Genomic DNA, 19,653 nt, shown 5'->3' with positions numbered 1-19,653 from the left:
TCCCCCATCTTCACCGGCCTGCTGTGTCGATTATCCGAGGAGTGACCCGCGGATTTAGCGCCGACACCAGCCTAGGCCACCGCCGGCAGCGGGACGCCGCCGATCAGTGTCTTCGCTTGGGAGCCTCGGATCTCAGTGCCGCCTCGACCGTCTTGACGCTCGGAGCGGGAAAAGCCGCCTCGCAGCATAAGAGACCGTGATCCTCGCGCTGGTCATCACGCTTGCTGTCCTAGGCGGACTCGCCGTGGCAGGCTGGATGTTCTTCACGGGCTACGACTTCCGGGGACCGTTGCCCACCTCGCTGGGTCTGCAGCCCAGTTGCCTCTGCTCTAAACTGCCTTTCGAAAGATCCCGTTTCGTCACGCGACCGAGCAGGTTTTTCGTTCGCCAAGCAGAGCCGGAACGTCTCTGGTTCAATGTCTTCTGCCACAATGGGCCCAGTGACTTCGACTGGGGATCAAATGACACTTCATCCGTACTGGGACTCTTGGGAGCTCGTGCAAAACGCGCTGAGTGCCTCCAAGCCCGCTGCAGCAAGCGCCGCATTTCACCGCGCCGTCAGCCTCATGCCATCCGAGATCCAAGCGGCGGAGAAAGACCCCACGCTGATGCCGGTCTATTGGCAGAACCTCCGTGACGAGCAGGTCTCCGATTATGACCGGAAGAAAGGAATCACCACCTACTTTTTCTACCCCCTCCTCAGTCAGGAGGCCTTTGCGTTCGCCGCGGTCCGCAGCGACATGGGTAGCATGAAAGTACTCGACAGCTTCTGCGGCCACTTCAGCTCTGAAGAGTCGCAGCCATGCAGTGCCGAATACCTGAACATCGTTGCCAAGATCCGTGAGATCGTCGCCGCCAACGAGGTCACCGACATCAAAGATGTCCGCAAGGTCTTTTCACCCGAAGACCGGGTCCGGCTTCGCTCAGTCTGGCGGGCAATGCGGGATGCCGGGCAATTGATTGTGGAAGCCCAGGGCGCCAAGATCTTCTTCCACCGCACTGCCCCCGCGCCGGCTCCTGTTTCTGCAGACCCTGTCCCTTTCAGGAAGGGAATGCCAGCGGCTCAGGCACGTCTCCTAGGGCTCGTGCCTGGACGGCGAGCAGTAGACCCCGAAATGCCGAGTGACGCAGAGAACCCCATGGAAAGCTGGCCTGTTGCTTCACGGGTCGAGGCCCCGCTCCCGAAGGGCTCGCAGCGGACTCGCACCGCCGAGGCGGTTTCGGCCGGAGGCAATGTCTGGCTGCAGACCGGTTTCAGTACCCGTGCCGATCGAACGAGGTACGTACCTACGGAAATCATCGGACCGGACGGGGCACGGGTCGGCGCGGTTGAACTGGATTGGGGAAGGCTTCGTGCGGACCCGCACGGGGATTGTGTTGTTTCCGTGGACAGCGAGGTCAACGTCCGCATCTACACCACGGACGGTCGGCAGGTAGCCGCATTTAGCCTTGCCTCTGCTCCGGAGGTGAGGGAGGTGATGCGCGCGTTCGGAGAAAGGGGCATGAAGCCAAGCTCTGCCGTGCGTTCTGTTCATGCCTCCATCGCTCAGCGACTCCTGGCTATATCCGTGATCGATCATGTCTTCGTCTACACGTTCGCCGGTGAAGTGGTCGCCGCCTTCCGGTTGAACGAAGAAACGAAGGAGCATAGTTTCCAGGGCGTTGCCGTCTCTGGCATGTCCCGTCCGGACTGGGCATATTTCATACAGCTTGCAGTTGGCGGCGAAGGACTGTTCATCGGCGCATACTCGGGCTTGCTGATGCATATCACCTTCAGCGGTGACCTGATTGCTTCATGGAATCTCGACGCGTCACCCCAGATCCTGCAGCAGACAGCCGGAGGAGTCGCTGGACTGGCCGGAGAGAAGTTCTTCCAGGCCAACGAAGGTGAGACGGTCAATTACCAACCGGCGGACTACTATGATCGCCCGCAGGTGGTTGGGAGCCACGTCCTTCTCAACACCCGGAAAACCTCCGGTGTCTTTGATTTAGAGTCTTTCACCGGCCAGACGGTTGAGCTGCCGAAGCCACGGAGGGCCGCATACTTGGTCAACGGCGGTCTCGTGATTGAAACGTCAGACACTCGCTACACTTTCTAGCCGAAACACTCGACGTCTAGACCGGCTTCGTCCTCGCGACGGAGCGGGTTTACGCTCCGGCATACTCGCCCGAATGGCACGGCCGCAACACTCTCCTCGCAGTCGAACGAGGACTCGGAGACTACCGCTGCTGCGCCAACCGCTCGTACCGCGCGCCATTTTTCCCTACCCCTAGGGCGTGTCTCCTAAATCCCGGGTCAGTTGTTCGGGATGCTTGATGGGTGTCTCGTACTTCTGTTTTGACTGATGGGCAGTGGGCCGCATTCAGCCGTTGCTGCCGTCCTCCGCTGGTCGCCGTGGTCGTCCCTTCCGGGATGAACGACGCGTGGTGGAGGGCATCATCTACCGCTACGGGTGCGGCATCGCCTGGCGGGATGTGCCAGCCGAGTTTGGTCCGTGGCAGACGATCTGGAAACGGCACCGCCGCTATAGCGGTGACGGAACCTGGGACAAAATCCTGGCCGGGCTGCTGACGGTCGCGGATGCCCGCGGTGAAGTGGACTGGTCGATCTCAGTTGACTCGACTGTGAACCGCGCCCACCAGCACGGCACCAATCTTCCCCGCACCACAGGGGGCCCCGTCGAATTACATGAATCTGTTTGATGAACCAGACGATCATGCGATCGGCCGTTCCCGCGGCGGACTGAGCACCAAGATCCACGCCCTCGTCGACGGCAAAGGCAGGCCATTAGTACTGCTGGTCGCCCCCGGTCAGGGCGGAGATGCGCCGATGTTCACCCACCTGATCGACCAACTGAAGATCAACCGTGCCGGTCCGGGCAGGCCACGAACCCGCCCGGACCGTGTCCGCGGTGACAAGGCCTACTCATCCAGGGCGATCCGGACCCACCTTCGCAACCGCGGCATCGTAGCGGTTATCCCGCAGCCATCCGATCAGATCGGTCATCGAAAACGACGCGGATCCACCGGCGGCAGGCCGCCGGCCTTCGACAAAGAGGACTACAAAGGCCGCAACGTCGTCGAACGCAACTTCAATATCTTCAAGCAGTGGCGGGCCCTGGCAACGCGCTACGACAAACTCGCACTCACCTACCGCGGCGGAGCCGTTCTCCGGGCAGTTAGCATCTGGCTGACAGCTTTAGGAGACACACCCTAGTCGGCGGCAGGTTCGCGGATGACCAGCACCGGGCAGTGCGCGTGGTGGATGGTCTGGTGGGAGACAGAACCGAGCAGCATTCCGGTGAATCCGCCATGACCCCGGGAGCCGACTGCCACCAGGTCCGCGTCGCGGGAAGCGTCAATAAGTGCGGCCGCCGGGTTGCCCTCCACGATCTTTCCTGTGATGGCAACGCCCTGGTCCTTGACGCGTTCCAGCTCCGCCTCAAGGATGGCCTGCGCGTCCTTCTGGAAGATCTCGTAGTCCCAAGCGGTGCCGAGTGCATCACTGACGTAGGGGAAGCTCCATGCGGTCAACGCCTGGAGCTCACCCTTGCGGAGCCGGGATTCCTCAATCGCCCAGTCCATGGCCGACCGGGACTGCTCGGAACCGTCCACGCCCACCACGATCCTGAAGCTTCCGTTTCCGGCCACGGTTTTCCTTTTCCTGGTGCACTATCTGATGTGGGCTAGCCCTGGCCTGTTGACGTCCCCTGCGCCGGCACGGCCACCGTGGAGTGCCCGGCTTTGGCGGCCTGGTGGGGATTTCCTGCTTCCCTGGCGCAATGGAGGCAACAGTAGATGCCGGCTTCGCTTTCAACAGGATGGCCCAGGATCCGGCAGCCGCAGTGCTCACAAGCGGGAGCCATCATGTGGATGGCACATTCGAAGCTGTCGAAGGTGCCGGACTGGTTTCCCATACTGACGGTGAAAATGCGGCCCTCGCTGTTGCCGCAGACATCACATGTGCCCATGGTCTTTGTCTCCTCTTGTCCTCGCCTGCTCCAGACACTTCAGTGGACCGCGTCCCGGAGTTTCCTGCCTAGGGGCGAAGGTCCCCCGGCAGGGATGCCTCAAATTCCCGCTCAAACTTTTCAATCTCTGCCCATCCACCGTGCCGGCCGTTCCGAACCGCAACTGTAGTACTGCAACCAAGGCAAGGATGAGCAATGGATGCCGTGGACCAGCAGGCCCTGACCGGTGCCGTCATCAAGGAGTACCGGCTGGACCTGGCACAACTGTGGCTGGAGTTCGCCGGGCTGGGCGGGGACGCCTCTGAACAGGTCATCCGGGACTACTGTTCGGGCCAGACGGACCTTTCAGCCAAGGAACGTGATGCGCTGGCGCAGGCTGTCAATGAACATTGCGCTGCGGAGGGCCTGCCGCTCCGGGCTCCCCTGAGCGGCTCTGCCCTTTCCGCGCGGCAGCCGGGACGGCACGACCCGAAGCAGAAGGACCCGGAGCGGAAAGACCCTCACTCGTCGAAGTAGGTGAAGGTGTCCGCGGCGCCGGCCACTGACGCGACAACGGCTGCCGCAACGTCCCTGAGTTTCATGTTCCTGGTGCTTGAGGCATCCCGCAGCAGCTTGAACGCCGTTGCCTGGCTGCAGCGGTTCTGCGCCATGATGGCACCGGTTGCCAGGTCGATCACCGTGCGTGTCTGCATGGCGGCGCTCATGCCGTCCCTGGTCTCTTCCAGCTTCAGCATCCGCAGGGCAAGACCCAGGCCCTTGGAAGCCTGCCGGACGAACGCTTCGGCGGCATCGATGCCCTGGCTGCCAAAGGTGAGGGGCTGCGAGCAGTGGAACGTGAGGACGCCCTGCGAATCCCCTTCCAGCGACGCCGGGATGCTCAGCACCGAGCGGAAACCCTGCCGCTGGACGGCCTGGACGTATTCCGGCCAACGCTCTTCCCGCCGCAGGTCCGGAACCAGCACTGTCTTTGCCGTTCGCATGGCCGTGGTGCCCGGACCATCGCCGAGTCTCAACTCCAGCTGCGACATGAGCGGTGCACTGAGGTTGCTGCCGGCGCTCGTCGCGGGTTTCTTGGGCCGCAGCACCACGATTTCACAGGAGCATACGTGCCCCTGGCCGCCGATCCGCCCCGCCGCGTAGGACGCCAGATCCTGGAGGAACGCCTCAACCTCGGGGTTCTGCAGGAACGACTCCTGGATATGCAGGGCAACGTCTGCGAAGTCCTCGTCTTCAGGGACGCCGGCGTTGAGCACGCGTCTTACCTCCCGGACATTAGTTAAAAGCCACACCACTGTGGCCGCCCACTGCCGAACGGTGATGCCAGCCTACCTGCGCCCGTGTCGTAACCTGTCAACCATGACGCGCCTCTCCACCCCGGACGGATCCGTCCGCGGTTGCTCCCTCGAGACTGACGGGACCACCATCGAGCGGTTCCTTGGCATCCCCTACGCGGAACCGCCGTCGGGAGCCAACCGCTTCCGGCCGCCGAGGCCGGTGGTGCCCTGGACCGGCGTGCTCGATTGCACCACCCCCGGCCCGGCCGCTCCCCAGAACCCTGAATCCCATGCACCCCCCGGCTCAACGCCGCGCTCCTGGGGCGAAGAGGGCTGCCTGAACCTGAACGTCTGGACGCCCGGGACGGACGGGCCGGCCAGGCCGGTGATGGTATGGATCCATGGCGGCGCGTACCTCATGGGCGCCAACAGTGATGCAATGCACGACGGCGCCCGGCTCGCCGCCGCGGCGGGCGTGGTGCTGGTGTCCGTCAACTACCGGCTGGGTGCGCTGGGTTTCCTGCACCTGGCGGACCTGTTGGGGCCGGATTACAGTGACTCGTCCAACCTTGCCCTGCTGGACCAACTGGAGGCCCTGCGCTGGGTCCGCCGCAACGTCGGCGCCTTCGGCGGCGACCCCCACAACGTGACCATCTTCGGCGAATCCGCCGGCGCCGCAGCCATCGGCACCCTGCTGGGCATGCCGTCGTCGGAAGGACTCTTCCGCCGGGCCATCATGCAAAGCGGCACGGCCGAACGTTACCGCCGACCGGAGGAATCTGCGCGGATCACCGCCGCATTCCTTGAACTCTGCGGTTTGGACGGCTCCTCAGCAAAGGAGCTGCTGACCCTGCCAGTGGAGCGGCTGCTGCAAGCCCAGGCCGCCCTGGAGAGGCGTGCTGCGCAGGAGTCGTTCGCGGTTCCGCTGCCGTTCCAGCCCACGGTGGGCACGCCGTCGCTGCCGGTGCCACCGCTGGAGGCCGTCCGCAACGGGGTCAACCGTGGGGTGGACCTGCTGATCGGCACCAACCTGAACGAGGGCTCGTTCGCCGTCGAGATGCGCCCGGACTCCGCGTCTGACCCGGGCTATCCGGACCGCGCCGGCGCCGTACTGTCCGGCGCCGGCGTCCCACCTGAAGCCACCCCCGGTTATGCGGAGGCACTCACCCGGCTGTTGGGCAGGGAACCGGCAGGCAAGGAACTCCTGGAAGCGGCCATCGCAGACTCCCTCTACCGCCAGCCCAGCAACCGGCTGCTGGCCGCCCGCCGGGAGGCTGCCGGCGGAAAGAACTTCGCGTACCTGTTCACCTGGCGCAGCCCGGCCATGGGCGGGAAGCTGGGAGCCTGCCACGCCCTGGACATCCCCTTCGTCTTCCGGCACCTGGACGCGCCGGAAGCGGCCTTCCTCACCCGGGCCAAGGCTCCCCAGCCCCTGAGCGACGCCATGAGCCGGGCCTGGGCGGCGTTCGCAGGCACGGGAACGCCCGGCACGGAACACCTCGCGTGGCCGGAGTACGGACCGCAGCGCACCACCATGATGCTCGACGGCGAGTCCCGGCTGGAAGCCGACCCCCGGCAGAAGGTCCGGGAGTTCTTCGAAGCCGTCAGGCTGCAGCCAGCGAGTTAAGCGTGTCGCGGATCCCGTTCAGCGCCGGATCCCGCAGCGACATGAAGGCAGGCTTCAGCAGCGGCTGAATGATCTTGGCCGGCCCGTTGATGCTGAACTCGGCTGTGTACTTCACCACCGAGCCGGTCCCGTTGGGGCTGACGTCGATCGAATCGAAAGCCGTGACGGTCTTGTTCTCGCCGCGCAGCTTGATGTGGTTGTCGGTCAGCTCGATGACCTCGTAGACCAGGGTCTGGCGCTTTCCCCTGAACTCCGACTCGGCATGGTACTTGTGCCCCACGGCCACCGGCCCCGGGGTGAGCTTGTCCATAACGGGGGTGTTGGGGTCCCACTTGCTGGTGTTCTCAAACTCACTCATGAAGGCAAAGGCCTTCTCCGCGGACAGGTTGGTTTCCACACTTCCGGTGACTGTGATCATCACCCCAGTCTAGGAGCACCTTGCAGCTGGGCGGCAGCCATTTTGAAGCACAGTTTTCCGCCCAGCTCCTGCGGCCGGATCCATGCCTCGTAGCCCTCGGCGGCGGCAAACAATGCCCTTCCGGCCCCGGCGTCGGCGGCGAGCCACAGGACCGCCGGATCCCGCATGGCGTCATCCACCACGCCGGTCCGGACAACCTGCAAGTCCTTGCGGATCTCCACCGGAACGCCGATCAGGCGGCTCCAGTCCTGGGAGGGGTACGGCTTCATGGTTCCCCCTTTGCGGCCGGGTGCTAGCAGCCCTCGAAATCGGTGAGGACCTTCACCTTGCCGGCAGAGGCCGACGACGGATCGAACGTGTAGCCGATCCATTCCTTTGCCAGGCGCCGGGCGAGTTCGATGCCCACCACGCGCTGGCCCATGGTGAGCACCTGGCAGTCGTTGGACAGGATGGAACGCTCCACGGAGAAGGAGTCGTGGGCGGCGGTGGCCCGGATGCCGTCCACCTTGTTCGCGGCGATCGCCACGCCGATTCCGGTACCGCAGAAGAGGATGGCCCGGTCCGCCTTGCCGTCCCGGATCATCTCCCCGGCCGTGATGCCCACGTAAGGGTAGGGCCTGGTGAAGTCGTCCGGGGCGTCACTTCGGTTGACCCCGATATCGATGACTTCGCTGATCCGCGGATCCTGCCGCAGGTCCGCCAGCACCTTGTCCTTGTAGTCCACGCCGGCCTCGTCCGCGCCGACAATGAGCCGCAGTCCCATTGATTGTCCTTCCGTTGTCATTACTTTGCTCCCGCCGGTGCCGCGGCGGGCACCATGCCTTCTGCGTTCCGTACAGCAGCGGTGATGGTGAAATGCGGCCCCATGACGGCGAAGACCATCGCCAGCGACGTGGCACCAGGGTCCGCCGTGCCCAGGCTCTTCTCCGCCAGGGGGCGGGCCCGGCCCTTGAGGGGAAGGAGGTCAGCGGTGGCTTCCGCCGCGGTGGCCGCCTCACGTGCGGCGTCCTGCCAGGCCCGGTCCGGATCCACGCCGTCAGCCACAGCTCGCTTGAATCCGGCGGCGAAGGGCAGCAGGGCGTCCACCATGGTCTTGTCGCCGGTCTCGGCTTTGCCCAGCTGGACGATCCGGTCCGCGAACGCTGTCACGGCTGCCGCCAGGGCACTGGGCGCAGGCGCGGACGTGTTTCCCAGCGTTTCACCAAACGCGCGCAGTCCCGCTCCCCACAGGACGCCGGAGGTTCCACCGGCTTTGTCCGCCCAGGCGTCGCCGGCGGCGGCCAGCACGTCGCCGGCGCCGGCTCCCCTGCCCAGTGCGTCCGACGCTGCTGCCGCAGCTGCATCCACCCCGCGCACCATGCCGCGGCCGTGGTCGCCGTCCCCGGCAATGGCGTCCATCCGGCCAAGCCGTTCCTCGGCGTCGTGCAGGGACGTGCGGGCGGCTGCAATGGCAGCAACGCAGGCGGCAGCATACCCACGGGAGAGGTCAGTGGCAACGAACGCCGCAGCGGAGGCACCGCCGTCGTGCGCTTCCTGGGCATCCGGACCAGCCGCTTCCCTGGCCGCGTTGCCTCGGCGGTAGGCGGGAGTTTCCGCCGGGGCCGTCCACAGCGGTTCAAGTTCCTCATCCAGCCAGGTGATGGTGAGCGAGACGCCCGCCATGTCCAGGCTGGTGACCAGCTCGCCCACCTCAGGCATGACCAGCGTGTAGCCCTCGGCGCGCAGCAGCGGGGCCACAGTGCCCCAAAGGACGAACAGCTCCTCATGCTTGGTGGAGCCGAGCCCGTTGAGGATGACGGCGATCCGCTTGCCAGCGTTCGGCGGCGTTTCGGCGAGCACCCGCTCCACCAGTTCCCGACCCAGGTCTTTGGCCGACGGCAGGTTGGTGTCGTGCAGGCCGGGCTCGCCGTGAATTCCAAGGCCCAGGCCCATTTGCCCGTCGGGAAGGGTAAACAGCGGTGATTCAGCGCCTGGGAACGTGCAGCCGGCAAACGCGCTGCCGATGGTCCGGGTCAGGCTGTTGGCCTTGCGGCCCAGGCGGACCACCTCGGCCAGGTCCGCGCCACCCTCCGCAGCCGCGCCCATCACCTTGAACACCGTGAAGTCACCGGCGATGCCGCGGCGCTTGGCGGATTCCGACGGCGGGGCGCTGGCGATGTCGTCCGTCACCAGCACGTTCTCCACGGCAATGCCCTCGGCGGCCAGGCGTTCGCTGGCCATCCCGAAGTTCATCACGTCGCCCGCATAGTTGCCGTAGGTGAAGACCACGCCGGCCCCGGATTCGGCCGCCTTCGCCACCGAATACGCCTGCTGGGCCGAGGGAGAGGTGAAGATGTTGCCCACCACTGCCCCGTCGGCGAAGCCGCTGCCGATCAGTCCGGCGAAGGCCGGGTAGTGGCCGGAGCCGCCGCCGGCCAGTACGGCAACCTTGGGCTGTGCCGGCCGGTAGCGGCGGACGGCGCCGCCGGGAACCTGGCGGACCAGGTCCGAGTGGACGTCGCAGAAGCCGGCCAGGGCCTCCTCGGCGAACTCTGAGGGGTCGTTGAAGATTTTGGTCATGGTGGGTTCTCCGGCGTCCAGGGTGGGGGCGGGTTTGGTGGGGGCTGCTAGTGGATGTGGCTGCCGCCGTTGATATCGATGGTGGTGCCGGTGAGGTAGGCCGAGTCCTCGGAGGACAGGAAGGTGATCACGGAGGCAACTTCTTCCGTGGTGGCGTTGCGGCCCAGCGGGATGCCGGCGTTGATGGCGGCTTCCTGTTCGTCGGTGCTGCCCACGCGGATGTTGGTGTCCACGGCGCCGGGGGTGATGGCGTTGACGGTGACGCCGGTGGCGCCCAGCTCGCGCGCCAGGGCCTTGGTGAAGCCCAGGATGGCTGCCTTGGCGGCGGAGTAGGGAACCTTGCCGAAGACGCCGCCGCCGCGCTGGGCGGACACGGAGGACATGTTCACAATGCGGCCCCACCCGTTCTCGATCATGTCCGGCAGGAAGGCTTTGGTTACCAGGTAGGTGCCGGTGGCGTTGACGTCCATGACCTTGTGCCACAGCTCAAGGGTGGTTTCCAGGAACGGAACCGGGGACGTAATGCCGGCGATGTTGGCCAGGGCACCGACGGGCGGGAGGTTGCCGGCGGCCACCTCGGCGGCAACGGCGGCCTGGGCGGCGGTTACGGACGCTTCGTTGGCAACGTCGATCTCGTGGCCGAAGGCGGCGACGTTGAATTCGTTGCCGATTTCGGCCGCAACCTTGGCTGACTTCTCTCCGTCGAGGTCCAGGATCACGATGCCCCAGCCTTCGCGGGCGTAACGGCGGGCGGTGGTGATGCCGATGCCGCGTTCCGAGGTGGCTCCGGTGAGGACTGCAGTGCGGTGGATGGTGGTCATGGTGGTGCTCCTTGAATTGTGTGCGTGGATCGCTTGTTTGGGTGGATCGATTGCTCCGTAACTGCCGTTATGAGGGCCCATAACGGCAGTTACGGAGCAGTCGATGGTTCAAATGAGGTCGGTGATGAAGCTTGCCGCCTTGGCGGCGGCGGCCGGGCGCTCGTCATTGGTGACGTCCCGGGTTTCCAGTTCCAGGGAAAAGTGGCCCGTGTAGCCGTCGGCGGCGAGCCGCTTCAGGCCTCCGGCGAAGTCCGCATCCCCGTTGCCGATGCTGAGGTTGATGTTCCCCGGCACGGCGTCGCGCAGGTGGACGTGGCTGATGCGGCCGCGGTGCCGGTCCAGGTACGCCTGGATGTCCTCGCCGGAAGCCACGATGTGGCTGAAGTCCATGACGATTCCGACGCCGGTCCCCGCCAGCCGGTCGGCAAGCATCCCGGCGCGCTCCAGGTTCCAGCAGAACCGCAGGAAGTGCAGGGATTCGGTCCAAAGTTCGACGCCGAACTCGGCAGCGTGCCGGCCGGCACCAATGAGCTGGGCGGCAACGAGGTCCAGGTCCTCTTCGACGGTGCGCACCGGGGTGTGGTGCAGGGCACCGCAGGGCAGCACCAGGGCCTTGGCTCCGATATTGGCGGTGAGGGTGAGCAGGGCGTCGAGATGGCGCTGCCTTGCGGCTTCGCCGTCGGCATCCAGCACGGCGTTCAGGTCCCCGATGTCGCCGTTTACGGACCGGACCCGCAGGCCCGAGGCCAGAACTTCCTCGGACGCAGCGTCAACAGCTGCTTCTGTCAGTTCGTACGGAACGTGGTCGCATACACCGGGCAGCGCGCCGAGGTCGATCTCCTCGAAGCCCAGCCCCTTCATGGTGCGCAGGGCGGTGGCCAGGTCCTGGTGCCGGAAGCTGATGGATGAGCACCCGAGTCTGGAATGGAACATCATTGATCCTCTGGTTCGTGCCGAGCAGTAGTGATGGGGACCACAGTAACCTCGTTAACTGTCAACAGTCAACTTTGAAAGTCGACTGTTGACAGTGGAAATGATCTGGGTCACACTGGTTCCTATCAATTTGTTAACAGTCGACAGCGGCGGGACTCCTCTAGCCGCTCTTCGAAAGGGAACCACCATGAGCAAAGATGCTCTGACCATGCGCGGTCCGGTCCACGGCACCAAGGACGCCAGGCGAGTTGCCATCGGATCCGGCGTGGGGGCCGTGATCGAGACGTACGACTTCATCGGCTTCGGCACCGCTGCCGCACTGTATTTCGGAACTGCGTTCTTCCCCGGAAGCGACCCCGTCACGGGGACGCTCGCCTCCTTCGCCACCCTGGGCGTCGGCTTCGCAGCCCGTCCCTTGGGCGGCATCATCGGCGGCCACCTCGGCGACAAGGTGGGCCGCAAGCCCGTCCTGGTTGCCTCGCTGATCCTGATGGGCCTGGCCACGTTCGCCATCGGCCTGCTCCCCACCTACGCGGCAGTCGGACTGCTGGCTCCGGCCCTGCTCGTCTTTGTCCGCATCGTCCAAGGTCTGGCCTTCGGCGCGGAATGGGGCGGCGCGATCCTCATGAGCTACGAGCACGCACCCTGGAAGGCCAAGGGCAAGTACACCGGCATCGTCCAGGCCGGCTTCCCCGTTGGTCTGCTGCTGGCCAACCTGACCTTCCTGTTCAGCGTCCAGCTGGGTGGCGAGCTCGCCTGGCGCATTCCGTTCCTGGCCAGCATCCTGCTGGTGGCCGTGGGCCTGATCATCCGTTCCAAGGTCCCCGAGTCCCCGGTCTTTGACGAGGTCAAGGACAGCGGCGCCATCGTTAAGGCCCCCATCGTGGAGGTCATCAAGACCGACTGGCGCAACATCGTCAAGGGCATCGGCCTCCGCATCGCCGAAACTGCCGGCTACGCAGTGTCCATCACCTACATGATTTCCTACCTCAACAGCCAGCACCTGGCGGACAAGAGCCAGACGCTGATCGCCCTCTGCATCGCCTCGGCCATCGGCATCTTCGCCACCCAGGCGTGGGCAGCCCTCACGGACCGCATCGGCCGCCGCCCCCTGTACATCTGGTCAACAGCCTTTGCCGCCCTGTTCGCGATCCCGATGTTCCTGCTGGTCAACACCGGCCTGTTCATCGCCATCATCATCACCATCGTGATCTCCTACGCGGTCTGCCAGAACTCCCTGGCCGGCGCCCAGGGCGCTTGGTTCCCCGAGCTCTTCCAGGCCAAGACCCGGGCCTCCGGCGCCAGCCTGGCCTACCAGATCTCCGCCATGGTGTCCGGTTTCACCCCGTTCATCACCACCCTTCTGTTCGTCAGCTTTGGCTGGATGGGCCCGGCACTGCTCTTCGGCACCTACGCCCTGATCGGGCTCTGGGCCGCCGTCGCCACCCGGGAAACCTGGGGCAAGCGGGAGCGCGAGCTGGCAGACGAAGCCACCAAAAGCACCCCCAACACCGTCAACGCCTGAATAACGTCACGCACCAAACGATCACGGAGCCAGTAATGCCTACAGAAACCGTCCAGGACGCCGCCCCGCAGGGACGAATGCTGCAGACCGCAGTGACCCCGGAACGTGTGGACAAGATCAGCGCCGCCGCCTACCGGATCCGGCACCACGCCCTGAACATGGGCGAGGTCCAGGGCCAGGGATACGTGGGCCAGGCCCTGGGCGCCGCGGACATGCTCGCCACCGTCTACGGGGACCAGCTGAATTTCCGCGCCGAGGACCCGCACTGGGAGGGCCGCGACCGTTTCCTCCTCTCCACCGGCCACTACGCCATCGGCCACTACGCCGCCCTCGCGGAGGCCGGCATCGTCCCGGTGAACGAGCTGGAAACCTACGGATCGGACGACTCGCGGCTGCCGATGTCGGGGATGTCCACCTACACCCCCGGCATGGAAATCTCCGGCGGTTCGCTGGGGCACGGCCTGACCATCGCCGTCGGCATGGCTTTGGGCCTGCGCTACCAAGGCTCCAGTGCCCGGGTGTTCAACTTCCTCTCTGACGGTGAGCTGGACGAGGGCTCCAACTGGGAAGCCGCCATGGGCGCACACCACCACCAGCTGGGCAACCTCACCGCCATGGTGGACATCAACGCCCTGCAGGCGGACGGCAAGACGGACACCGTGCTCCGCACCGAACCCGTCACCGAGAAGTGGGAATCGTTCGGCTGGTACACCCAGCGGGTGGACGGGAACGACGTCGGCGCGCTGCTGGCAGCGTTCGACAACGCAGCTGCCCAGGCCGCCGCCGTCGGACGTCCCTCCGTGATCCTGTGCGACACCAAGGTGGGCCGCGGCGTCCCGCTGCTGGAAAACCGCGAAAAGGCGCACTTCATGCGCATTGAAGAACACGAATGGCAGGTCTGCCGCGAGCAGCTCACCGCCGGTTATGAAGGAAAGGCTTCAGCATGAGCACCACCACCAAGGCCGCTTCGGCACCTGCAGCCACCACCACAGCGGCCAAGCCGAAGCTGAAGACGTCGGCCATGATCGCGTCCTTCGCAGACCCGGGGCAGAAGACGTCCTCGGCGCCGTTCGGGCACGCCCTGGTCAAGGCCGCGCAGGAGAACGACAAGATCGTTGGCCTCACCGCGGACCTGGGCAAGTACACGGACATGCACATCTTCGCCAAAGCCTTCCCGGAGCGGTTCTTCCAAATGGGCATGGCCGAGCAGCTGCTCTTCGGTGCCGCCGCCGGCCTGGCCGAGACCGGGCTGGTGCCGTTCGCGTCCACCTACTCGGTGTTCGCAGCCCGCCGCGCCTACGACTTCCTCTGCCTGGACGCTGCCGAGCCAAACCTGAACGTGAACATCGTGGGCGGGCTGCCCGGCCTGACCACGGGGTACGGCCCCAGCCACCAGGCCACGGAGGACATGGCGATCTTCCGCGGCATGCCCAACCTGACCATCGTGGACCCCTGCGACTCGGTGGACATCGAGCAGGCAGTGCCCCAGCTCGCGGCCTCCGAAGGACCCACCTACCTTCGCCTGCTGCGCGGCAACGTGCCCACCGTCCTGGACGAGTACGGCTACACGTTCGAGCTCGGCAAGGCCAAGGTCCTGCGCGGCGGCAACGACGTCGTGTTCATCTCCTCCGGCCTGATGACCATGCGCGCCCTCCAGGCAGCAAAGGCGCTGGCGGCACACAACGTGGATGTCGCCGTCGTGCACACCCCAACCATCAAGCCGTTCGACGCCGAAACCGTCCTGGCCGAGATCAACACGGACCGGCTGGCCGTCACCCTGGAGAACCACTCCGTGGTGGGCGGCCTGTTCGAAACCGTTGCCTCCGCCGTCGTGACTGCGGGCGTGGGCAAGCGCGTGGTGCCGGTGGCACTGCCGGACCAGTTCCTGGATGCCGGCGCACTGCCCACCCTGCACGACCGCTACGGCCTGGCCGTGGACCGGATCGTGGCGAAGGTGCTCGCCGAACTCGGGTAGGGAAAACCGGATATGCAGAAAGCACGGCACCGGTCCTAGGCCGGAGCCGTGCTTTCTGCCGTAAGATCGAACCACTACCGACTGTAAACAGTCGACTTATGACATTGAGGACAGAAGCCATGGCCGGACTGACCGCCCCGCTGCTGGGACTTGAAAGGAAGAGCCTGCGCGAACAGGCCCTCTCCGCGCTGCGGACCGCCATCACCAGTGGCGAGCTGGAGCCCGGGCGGCACCTGGTGGAGACCGAACTGTCCGAGATGCTGCAGATCAGCCGCGGCACCCTCCGCGAAGCCCTCCGCCAACTGGAGCAGGAAGGCCTGCTGTCCGCCGGGCCCCGCGGCAGGCTGTCGGTCCGGCACCTGGACGAAAAGGAAATCCGGGACATCTACGCCGTCCGCGCCGCCCTGGAGTCCCTCGCCGCCCGGACCCTGTGTGAACTGCCGGACCGGCAGCAGGTCACCGAGTCCCTGCACAAGGCCGTCGACGCCATGGACGCCGCAGCCAACGGCACCCTGGAGGAACGGATCGAATCGGACCTCGAGTTCCACCGCACCCTCTGCCGGCTCACCGGAAACGAAACGCTGCTCCACTCGTGGGAATCACTGGAGGGCTCCATCCGGATGTCCATCATGTTCGCGGGCCTGGAAAAGGGTGTCAGCAACATGAGCGTGGACCGCCACAAGGACATCGTGGCTGCCATCGACACCGGGGATGCCACCCTGGCACGCAAGACCATCCTGGAGCACATGGACACCGCCGCCGCCAACCTGGTGGCGTAGCTTCCGCCCTTTCACGTGCCCGTCCGGGAATCTCAACGGGTTCCCGCCCGTTAACTTACTGCGCGGTAAATAACCGCGGCGTTAACGAGGGATGGTATGACGGCAAAGTTTGTGTCATTCGAGGACGACGCCGGGAAGGTCACCCGGTATGCCCGCCACGACAACGGCGGCGGGCTCATCGCGCCCGGAGCCACGGTGGCGGAGAGCGCCAGGATCGGGGCCCTGACCTACGTGGAACACGGCGCCAGGGTGGGTTCGGGCTGCCGCATTGGACATGGCAGCTGGATCGACCGGGACGCGACCATTGGTGACCGGACGGTGATCGGGGACGGCGTGCGCATCGGCCGGGGCACCGTGATCGGCAACCGGGTGCACATCGGCAGCCACTCGCGGATCGGTTCCAGCGTGCTGATTGAGCACGGCGTCCATTTGGATACCGACAGCACAGTGCCTGACGGCAGCGAGGTCCTGGCCGGGGCGCACTCACGCCTGGCACCGGCAAGGCACCGGACCCACCGGAAGGCCAAGGGCGGGATCGCGGCCTAATCCTCCGCTGGGCAAAGGTCTGTACCTGCGGTCAGGAAGCAGTGCTTCCGCGCACCACCAGGTCCGCCGGATAAATGACGGACTCCAGGGCGATCCCCGGCTCCTCAATGGCCCGGGCGAGAAGCCGTCCTGCGGTTGCCGCCATGTCAACCATGGGATGGGCCACCGTGGTGAGTCCCAGTCCGTTTGCCGCCTGGATGTCGTGGTTGTCGAAGCCCACCACCGCCACATCCTCCGGAACGCGACGACCCGCGGCGCGCATCGTGTCCACGACGCCAAGCGCCATGAGGTCGGATGCAGCGAACACGCCGTCCAGCCCAGGCGTCCCGTCCATGAGGCTCTTCGCTGCGTCGGCACCTCCCGCCGTCGTAAAGTCGCCGTGGATGACGGGCCCGGGCTGGAGGCCGGCTTCCCTAAGTCCCTGCAGCCATCCGTCCAGGCGGTCGACGGCGGCCGTCATGTCAGTGGGGCCGGCGATACTTCCGAGCCTGGTGCGGCCGATGCCCGCCAGGTGCCGTGCCGCCAGTCGTCCGCCCTCGAAGTTGTCGAGGTCAACGTAGGGAATCCCGGATGCCGTGTCCCACGGCCTGCCGATGAAGACAGTTGGCAACCCGGTGGCGCCCAGGGTTTCCACCCAGTCGTCGGCGCGGTGGTGGGACACCACGATCGCACCGTCGACGTGGCCACCGCGAAGGTAGCGGATGGTCCGTGCGGAGTCGTCCCCTGCCCGGGACATGAGCAGGACCAGCTGCAGGTCCGTGTCCCGGAGTGCTTCATTGACTCCGGTGATCACCGCGGCGAAATACGGGTCCATCATGACCCGGGCGTCCGGCTCGGGGATGACCAGCGCCACCGAACCCGTGCGCCGGGTGACCAGGCTTCGCGCCGCACGGTTTGGCGTGTAGCCCAGCGCCACGATCGCAGCGTCAACCGCGGCCTGGGCTTCCGGGCTCACCTTGGATCCGCCGTTGATGGCACGCGAAGCAGTGGATCGGGACACGCCGGCGGCCGATGCCAGGTCCTCCAGGGTGGGACTTGTCCGCCCTGCTACGGCCAGGGCATCGCGGCTGGTCTTTTCGTTCATTACACCGACAATACGACACCACTCCCGCGTGGGAGCGCTCCCGTGAAACCCTTGCCGAGACAAAAACCCGATGCTAGGCTTCCCCGACGGGAGCGCTCCCACCACTCGACCCCGGCTGCCTGTCGCAGCCGTCGTGGTCGTCCAGCCCCTCCACTGACAGGACCAGCAATGCCGCTAGCCTTACGCCCTGATTCATCCGGCCCCCTTCCAGCGGATCGCCGGCGTCATCCCGGCACCGTTGCGGCCGCCACCGCCCTTCTCGTTGGACTTTTCGCCGCCGGCGGGACCGCTCCGGCGCACGCCGTGCCGTCAGCCCCGTCCACGGCACCAGCACAGCAGGCACCCGCCGCGCCGGAAACTCCACCCCAGGCAGTGCAGAACCCGTTCGGCCCCAATACGTACGTATTCGACCCCAGCATGCCGGTGGCGCAGATCCAGGCCACGGTTGATGCGATCGCCGCCCAACAGGTGGACGATGAAATGGGCTCAAAGCGCTACTCACTGCTGTTCAAACCCGGCACCTACGGCACTCCCGAAGAGCCGCTGATCGTCCAGGTGGGCTACTCCACCGAGGTGGCCGGGCTCGGCGCTGCCCCCACTGATGTCACCATCAACGGCCACGTGGACGTCTACAACCGCTGCCTCACCGCGGACAACTGCATCGCGCTGAACAACTTCTGGCGCTCCCTGTCCAACCTCACCATCAACGTCACAGGTCTCGAAGGCTGCCGCAGCTCCGCCAACTTCTGGGCAGCATCCCAGGCCTCCCCCATGCGCAGGGTCAACATCACCGGCGGCAACCTCTCCCTGATGGACTACTGCACCGCCGGTCCGCAGTACGCCAGCGGCGGCTTCATAGCGGACTCAAAGACGGGTGCCGTCATCAATGGCTCCCAGCAGCAGTACCTGGTGCGCGACAGCAGCATCGGCAGCTGGTCCAACGGAGTCTGGAACCAGGTGTTCTCGGGCGTGAACGGGGCACCTGCCGATTCCTTCCCGAACCCGCCGTACACCACGCTGGACAGCACCCCGATCAGCCGTGAGAAGCCATACCTGACCGTGGATCCGGCCGGCGAGTACAGCGTGTTCGTGCCAGCCGTCCGCCAGGACTCCGCGGGGACCACATGGGAAAACGGTCCGACGGAGGGCCGCAGCATCCCCTTGGCCGACTTCTACATCGCCAAGCCCGGCGATTCAGTGCAGGCCATCAACTCCCAACTGGCCCGCGGAAAGAACCTCATCCTGACCCCCGGGGTCTACGACATTGACCACAGCATCGAGGTCAAGAGGGCCGGAACCGTAGTGCTCGGGCTCGGAATGGCAACACTTACCGCCGTCAACGGATCGGTTCCGCTGACGGTGGCGGATGTCCCTGGAGTGGACATCGCTGCGGTCACCGTCGACGCGGGCGAGGTCAACTCCCCTGCCCTGATGCGCATCGGCAAGGCAATCCCGGGCGCAGGGGGCGGCCCCGCCAACTCTGCCGTGCGCAGTGATCCCACCAACCCCACCACGCTCCACGACGTGTTCTTCCGCATCGGCGGACCCCACGTGGGCAAAGCCTCGGTCAGCTTGGAGGTCAACAGCGACAACGTCCTCCTTGACCACATCTGGGCCTGGCGCGCCGACCACGGTAACGGCGTCGGCTGGACCACCAATACCGGCCGGAACGGCGTCATCATCAACGGCGACAACGTCACTGCCACGGGTCTGTTCGTGGAGCACTACCAGGAGTACAACGTCATCTGGAACGGTGAAAACGGCAGAACCATCTTCTTCCAGAATGAACTGCCCTACGACGCCCCCAATCAGGCCGCCTGGCAGCACGATGGGGTCCTGGGTTGGGCCGGCTACAAGATCGCAGACACCGTCAAAACCCACGAACTGTGGGGCGGCGGCAGCTATGTGTACAACAACGTGGACCCCACCATCCACGCAACCCGCGGTTTCGAGGTGCCGGTCACGCCGGGCGTGAAGCTGCACAGCCTGCTGACAGTCAACCTGGGCGCCGGCACGCTGGACCACGTGGTCAATGACACCGGGGCACCCGTCTCAACGGACGCCGTCGGAGTACCCAGCTATGTAGCCGATTTCGGCTGAAGGAGCTGAAGACCATTCAGTAAGGATGCAGGGCGCGGAGC

19 protein-coding genes and 1 pseudogene are annotated in these 19,653 nt (G+C 65.6%); 10 read left to right on the top strand and 10 right to left on the bottom strand.

Going from position 1 to position 19,653, the window contains the following annotated elements; all coding sequences use genetic code 11:
• Positions 1-440: 440 nt before the first annotated feature.
• Both ASG86_RS18190 and ASG86_RS20590 read left to right on the top strand, forming a co-directional pair.
• Entirely contained in the window at positions 441-2,099 is a 1,659-nt protein-coding gene (locus ASG86_RS18190; protein WP_156386223.1) for a hypothetical protein, read from the top strand.
• A 221-nt stretch (positions 2,100-2,320) separates the two neighbouring features.
• Positions 2,321-3,217, top strand: a pseudogene (locus tag ASG86_RS20590) (IS5 family transposase).
• Here the strand turns inward: ASG86_RS20590 and ASG86_RS18175 are convergent.
• Positions 3,214-3,651: a universal stress protein gene (locus ASG86_RS18175; RefSeq protein ID WP_056337753.1), complete on the bottom strand. Its 438-nt coding sequence runs from the start codon at positions 3,649-3,651 to the stop codon at positions 3,214-3,216. The pseudogene ASG86_RS20590 and the gene ASG86_RS18175 overlap by 4 nt on opposite strands.
• A 35-nt stretch (positions 3,652-3,686) precedes the next feature.
• Positions 3,687-3,971, bottom strand: a complete 285-nt coding sequence (locus ASG86_RS18170) for a hypothetical protein (protein ID WP_056337750.1) — start codon at positions 3,969-3,971, stop codon at positions 3,687-3,689.
• A gap of 195 nt (positions 3,972-4,166) precedes the next feature.
• On the opposite strand from ASG86_RS18170, the gene ASG86_RS18165 reads away from it, so the two are divergent.
• Positions 4,167-4,487, top strand: coding sequence for a hypothetical protein (locus ASG86_RS18165; RefSeq protein WP_056337748.1), 321 nt, complete (start codon positions 4,167-4,169; stop codon positions 4,485-4,487).
• On the opposite strand, the gene ASG86_RS18160 is transcribed toward ASG86_RS18165, so the two are convergent.
• Positions 4,472-5,224 carry a GAF and ANTAR domain-containing protein gene (locus tag ASG86_RS18160; RefSeq protein ID WP_056337744.1) on the bottom strand — a complete coding sequence of 251 codons (753 nt, stop codon included), beginning with the start codon at positions 5,222-5,224 and terminating at the stop codon, positions 4,472-4,474. The two genes, ASG86_RS18165 and ASG86_RS18160, sit on opposite strands and share 16 nt — an antisense overlap.
• Before the next feature lie 103 nt (positions 5,225-5,327).
• On the opposite strand from ASG86_RS18160, the gene ASG86_RS18155 reads away from it, so the two are divergent.
• Complete coding sequence (locus ASG86_RS18155) at positions 5,328-6,872, top strand: carboxylesterase/lipase family protein (protein WP_056337741.1); 1,545 nt, start codon at positions 5,328-5,330, stop codon at positions 6,870-6,872.
• Here the strand turns inward: ASG86_RS18155 and ASG86_RS18150 are convergent.
• The 6 genes from ASG86_RS18150 to ASG86_RS18125 form a co-directional block, all read right to left on the bottom strand.
• Positions 6,850-7,290 carry an SRPBCC family protein gene (locus ASG86_RS18150; RefSeq protein WP_056337739.1) on the bottom strand — a complete coding sequence of 147 codons (441 nt, stop codon included), beginning with the start codon at positions 7,288-7,290 and terminating at the stop codon, positions 6,850-6,852. The genes ASG86_RS18155 and ASG86_RS18150 overlap by 23 nt on opposite strands.
• Positions 7,290-7,559 carry a hypothetical protein gene (locus ASG86_RS18145; protein ID WP_056337736.1) on the bottom strand — a complete coding sequence of 90 codons (270 nt, stop codon included), beginning with the start codon at positions 7,557-7,559 and terminating at the stop codon, positions 7,290-7,292. Before ASG86_RS18145 ends, ASG86_RS18150 begins: the two co-directional genes overlap by 1 nt.
• 23 nt (positions 7,560-7,582) lie before the next feature.
• A complete protein-coding gene (locus tag ASG86_RS18140) occupies positions 7,583-8,074 on the bottom strand; it encodes an RpiB/LacA/LacB family sugar-phosphate isomerase (RefSeq protein ID WP_327019836.1) in 492 nt (163 codons plus the stop codon).
• Entirely contained in the window at positions 8,074-9,849 is a 1,776-nt protein-coding gene (locus ASG86_RS18135) for a dihydroxyacetone kinase family protein (RefSeq protein WP_056337732.1), read from the bottom strand. Before ASG86_RS18135 ends, ASG86_RS18140 begins: the two co-directional genes overlap by 1 nt.
• 47 nt (positions 9,850-9,896) lie before the next feature.
• Positions 9,897-10,670, bottom strand: coding sequence for an SDR family NAD(P)-dependent oxidoreductase (locus tag ASG86_RS18130; protein ID WP_056337729.1), 774 nt, complete (start codon positions 10,668-10,670; stop codon positions 9,897-9,899).
• A 108-nt stretch (positions 10,671-10,778) separates the two neighbouring features.
• Complete coding sequence (locus tag ASG86_RS18125; protein WP_056337726.1) at positions 10,779-11,603, bottom strand: sugar phosphate isomerase/epimerase family protein; 825 nt, start codon at positions 11,601-11,603, stop codon at positions 10,779-10,781.
• Positions 11,604-11,790: 187 nt separating this feature from the next.
• Between ASG86_RS18125 and ASG86_RS18120 the strand changes: the two genes are divergently transcribed.
• From ASG86_RS18120 to ASG86_RS18100, 5 genes are all read left to right on the top strand, one after another.
• Complete coding sequence (locus tag ASG86_RS18120; RefSeq protein ID WP_056337723.1) at positions 11,791-13,128, top strand: MFS transporter; 1,338 nt, start codon at positions 11,791-11,793, stop codon at positions 13,126-13,128.
• A gap of 35 nt (positions 13,129-13,163) precedes the next feature.
• Positions 13,164-14,075 (top strand): transketolase, encoded by a 912-nt coding sequence (locus ASG86_RS18115; protein WP_056337721.1) that lies wholly within the window; start codon positions 13,164-13,166, stop codon positions 14,073-14,075.
• The gene (locus tag ASG86_RS18110) at positions 14,072-15,103 is read left to right on the top strand and encodes a transketolase family protein (RefSeq protein WP_056337718.1); all 1,032 of its coding nucleotides are present in this window, start codon (positions 14,072-14,074) and stop codon (positions 15,101-15,103) included. Before ASG86_RS18115 ends, ASG86_RS18110 begins: the two co-directional genes overlap by 4 nt.
• A 119-nt stretch (positions 15,104-15,222) precedes the next feature.
• Positions 15,223-15,882 carry a GntR family transcriptional regulator gene (locus ASG86_RS18105; protein ID WP_056337715.1) on the top strand — a complete coding sequence of 220 codons (660 nt, stop codon included), beginning with the start codon at positions 15,223-15,225 and terminating at the stop codon, positions 15,880-15,882.
• A gap of 96 nt (positions 15,883-15,978) precedes the next feature.
• Positions 15,979-16,428 carry a DapH/DapD/GlmU-related protein gene (locus ASG86_RS18100; protein ID WP_056337712.1) on the top strand — a complete coding sequence of 150 codons (450 nt, stop codon included), beginning with the start codon at positions 15,979-15,981 and terminating at the stop codon, positions 16,426-16,428.
• Between the two features lie 31 nt (positions 16,429-16,459).
• On the opposite strand, the gene ASG86_RS18095 is transcribed toward ASG86_RS18100, so the two are convergent.
• Positions 16,460-17,512, bottom strand: a complete 1,053-nt coding sequence (locus ASG86_RS18095) for a LacI family DNA-binding transcriptional regulator (RefSeq protein WP_056337709.1) — start codon at positions 17,510-17,512, stop codon at positions 16,460-16,462.
• Positions 17,513-17,680: 168 nt separating this feature from the next.
• Between ASG86_RS18095 and ASG86_RS18090 the strand changes: the two genes are divergently transcribed.
• Positions 17,681-19,612: a hypothetical protein gene (locus ASG86_RS18090; protein WP_056337708.1), complete on the top strand. Its 1,932-nt coding sequence runs from the start codon at positions 17,681-17,683 to the stop codon at positions 19,610-19,612.
• The last annotated feature ends 41 nt before the right edge of the window (positions 19,613-19,653 follow it).

This window comes from Arthrobacter sp. Soil764 (assembly GCF_001428075.1).
Lineage (GTDB): Bacteria > Actinomycetota > Actinomycetes > Actinomycetales > Micrococcaceae > Arthrobacter.
This window is presented reverse-complemented; position numbering and strand designations above follow the sequence as displayed.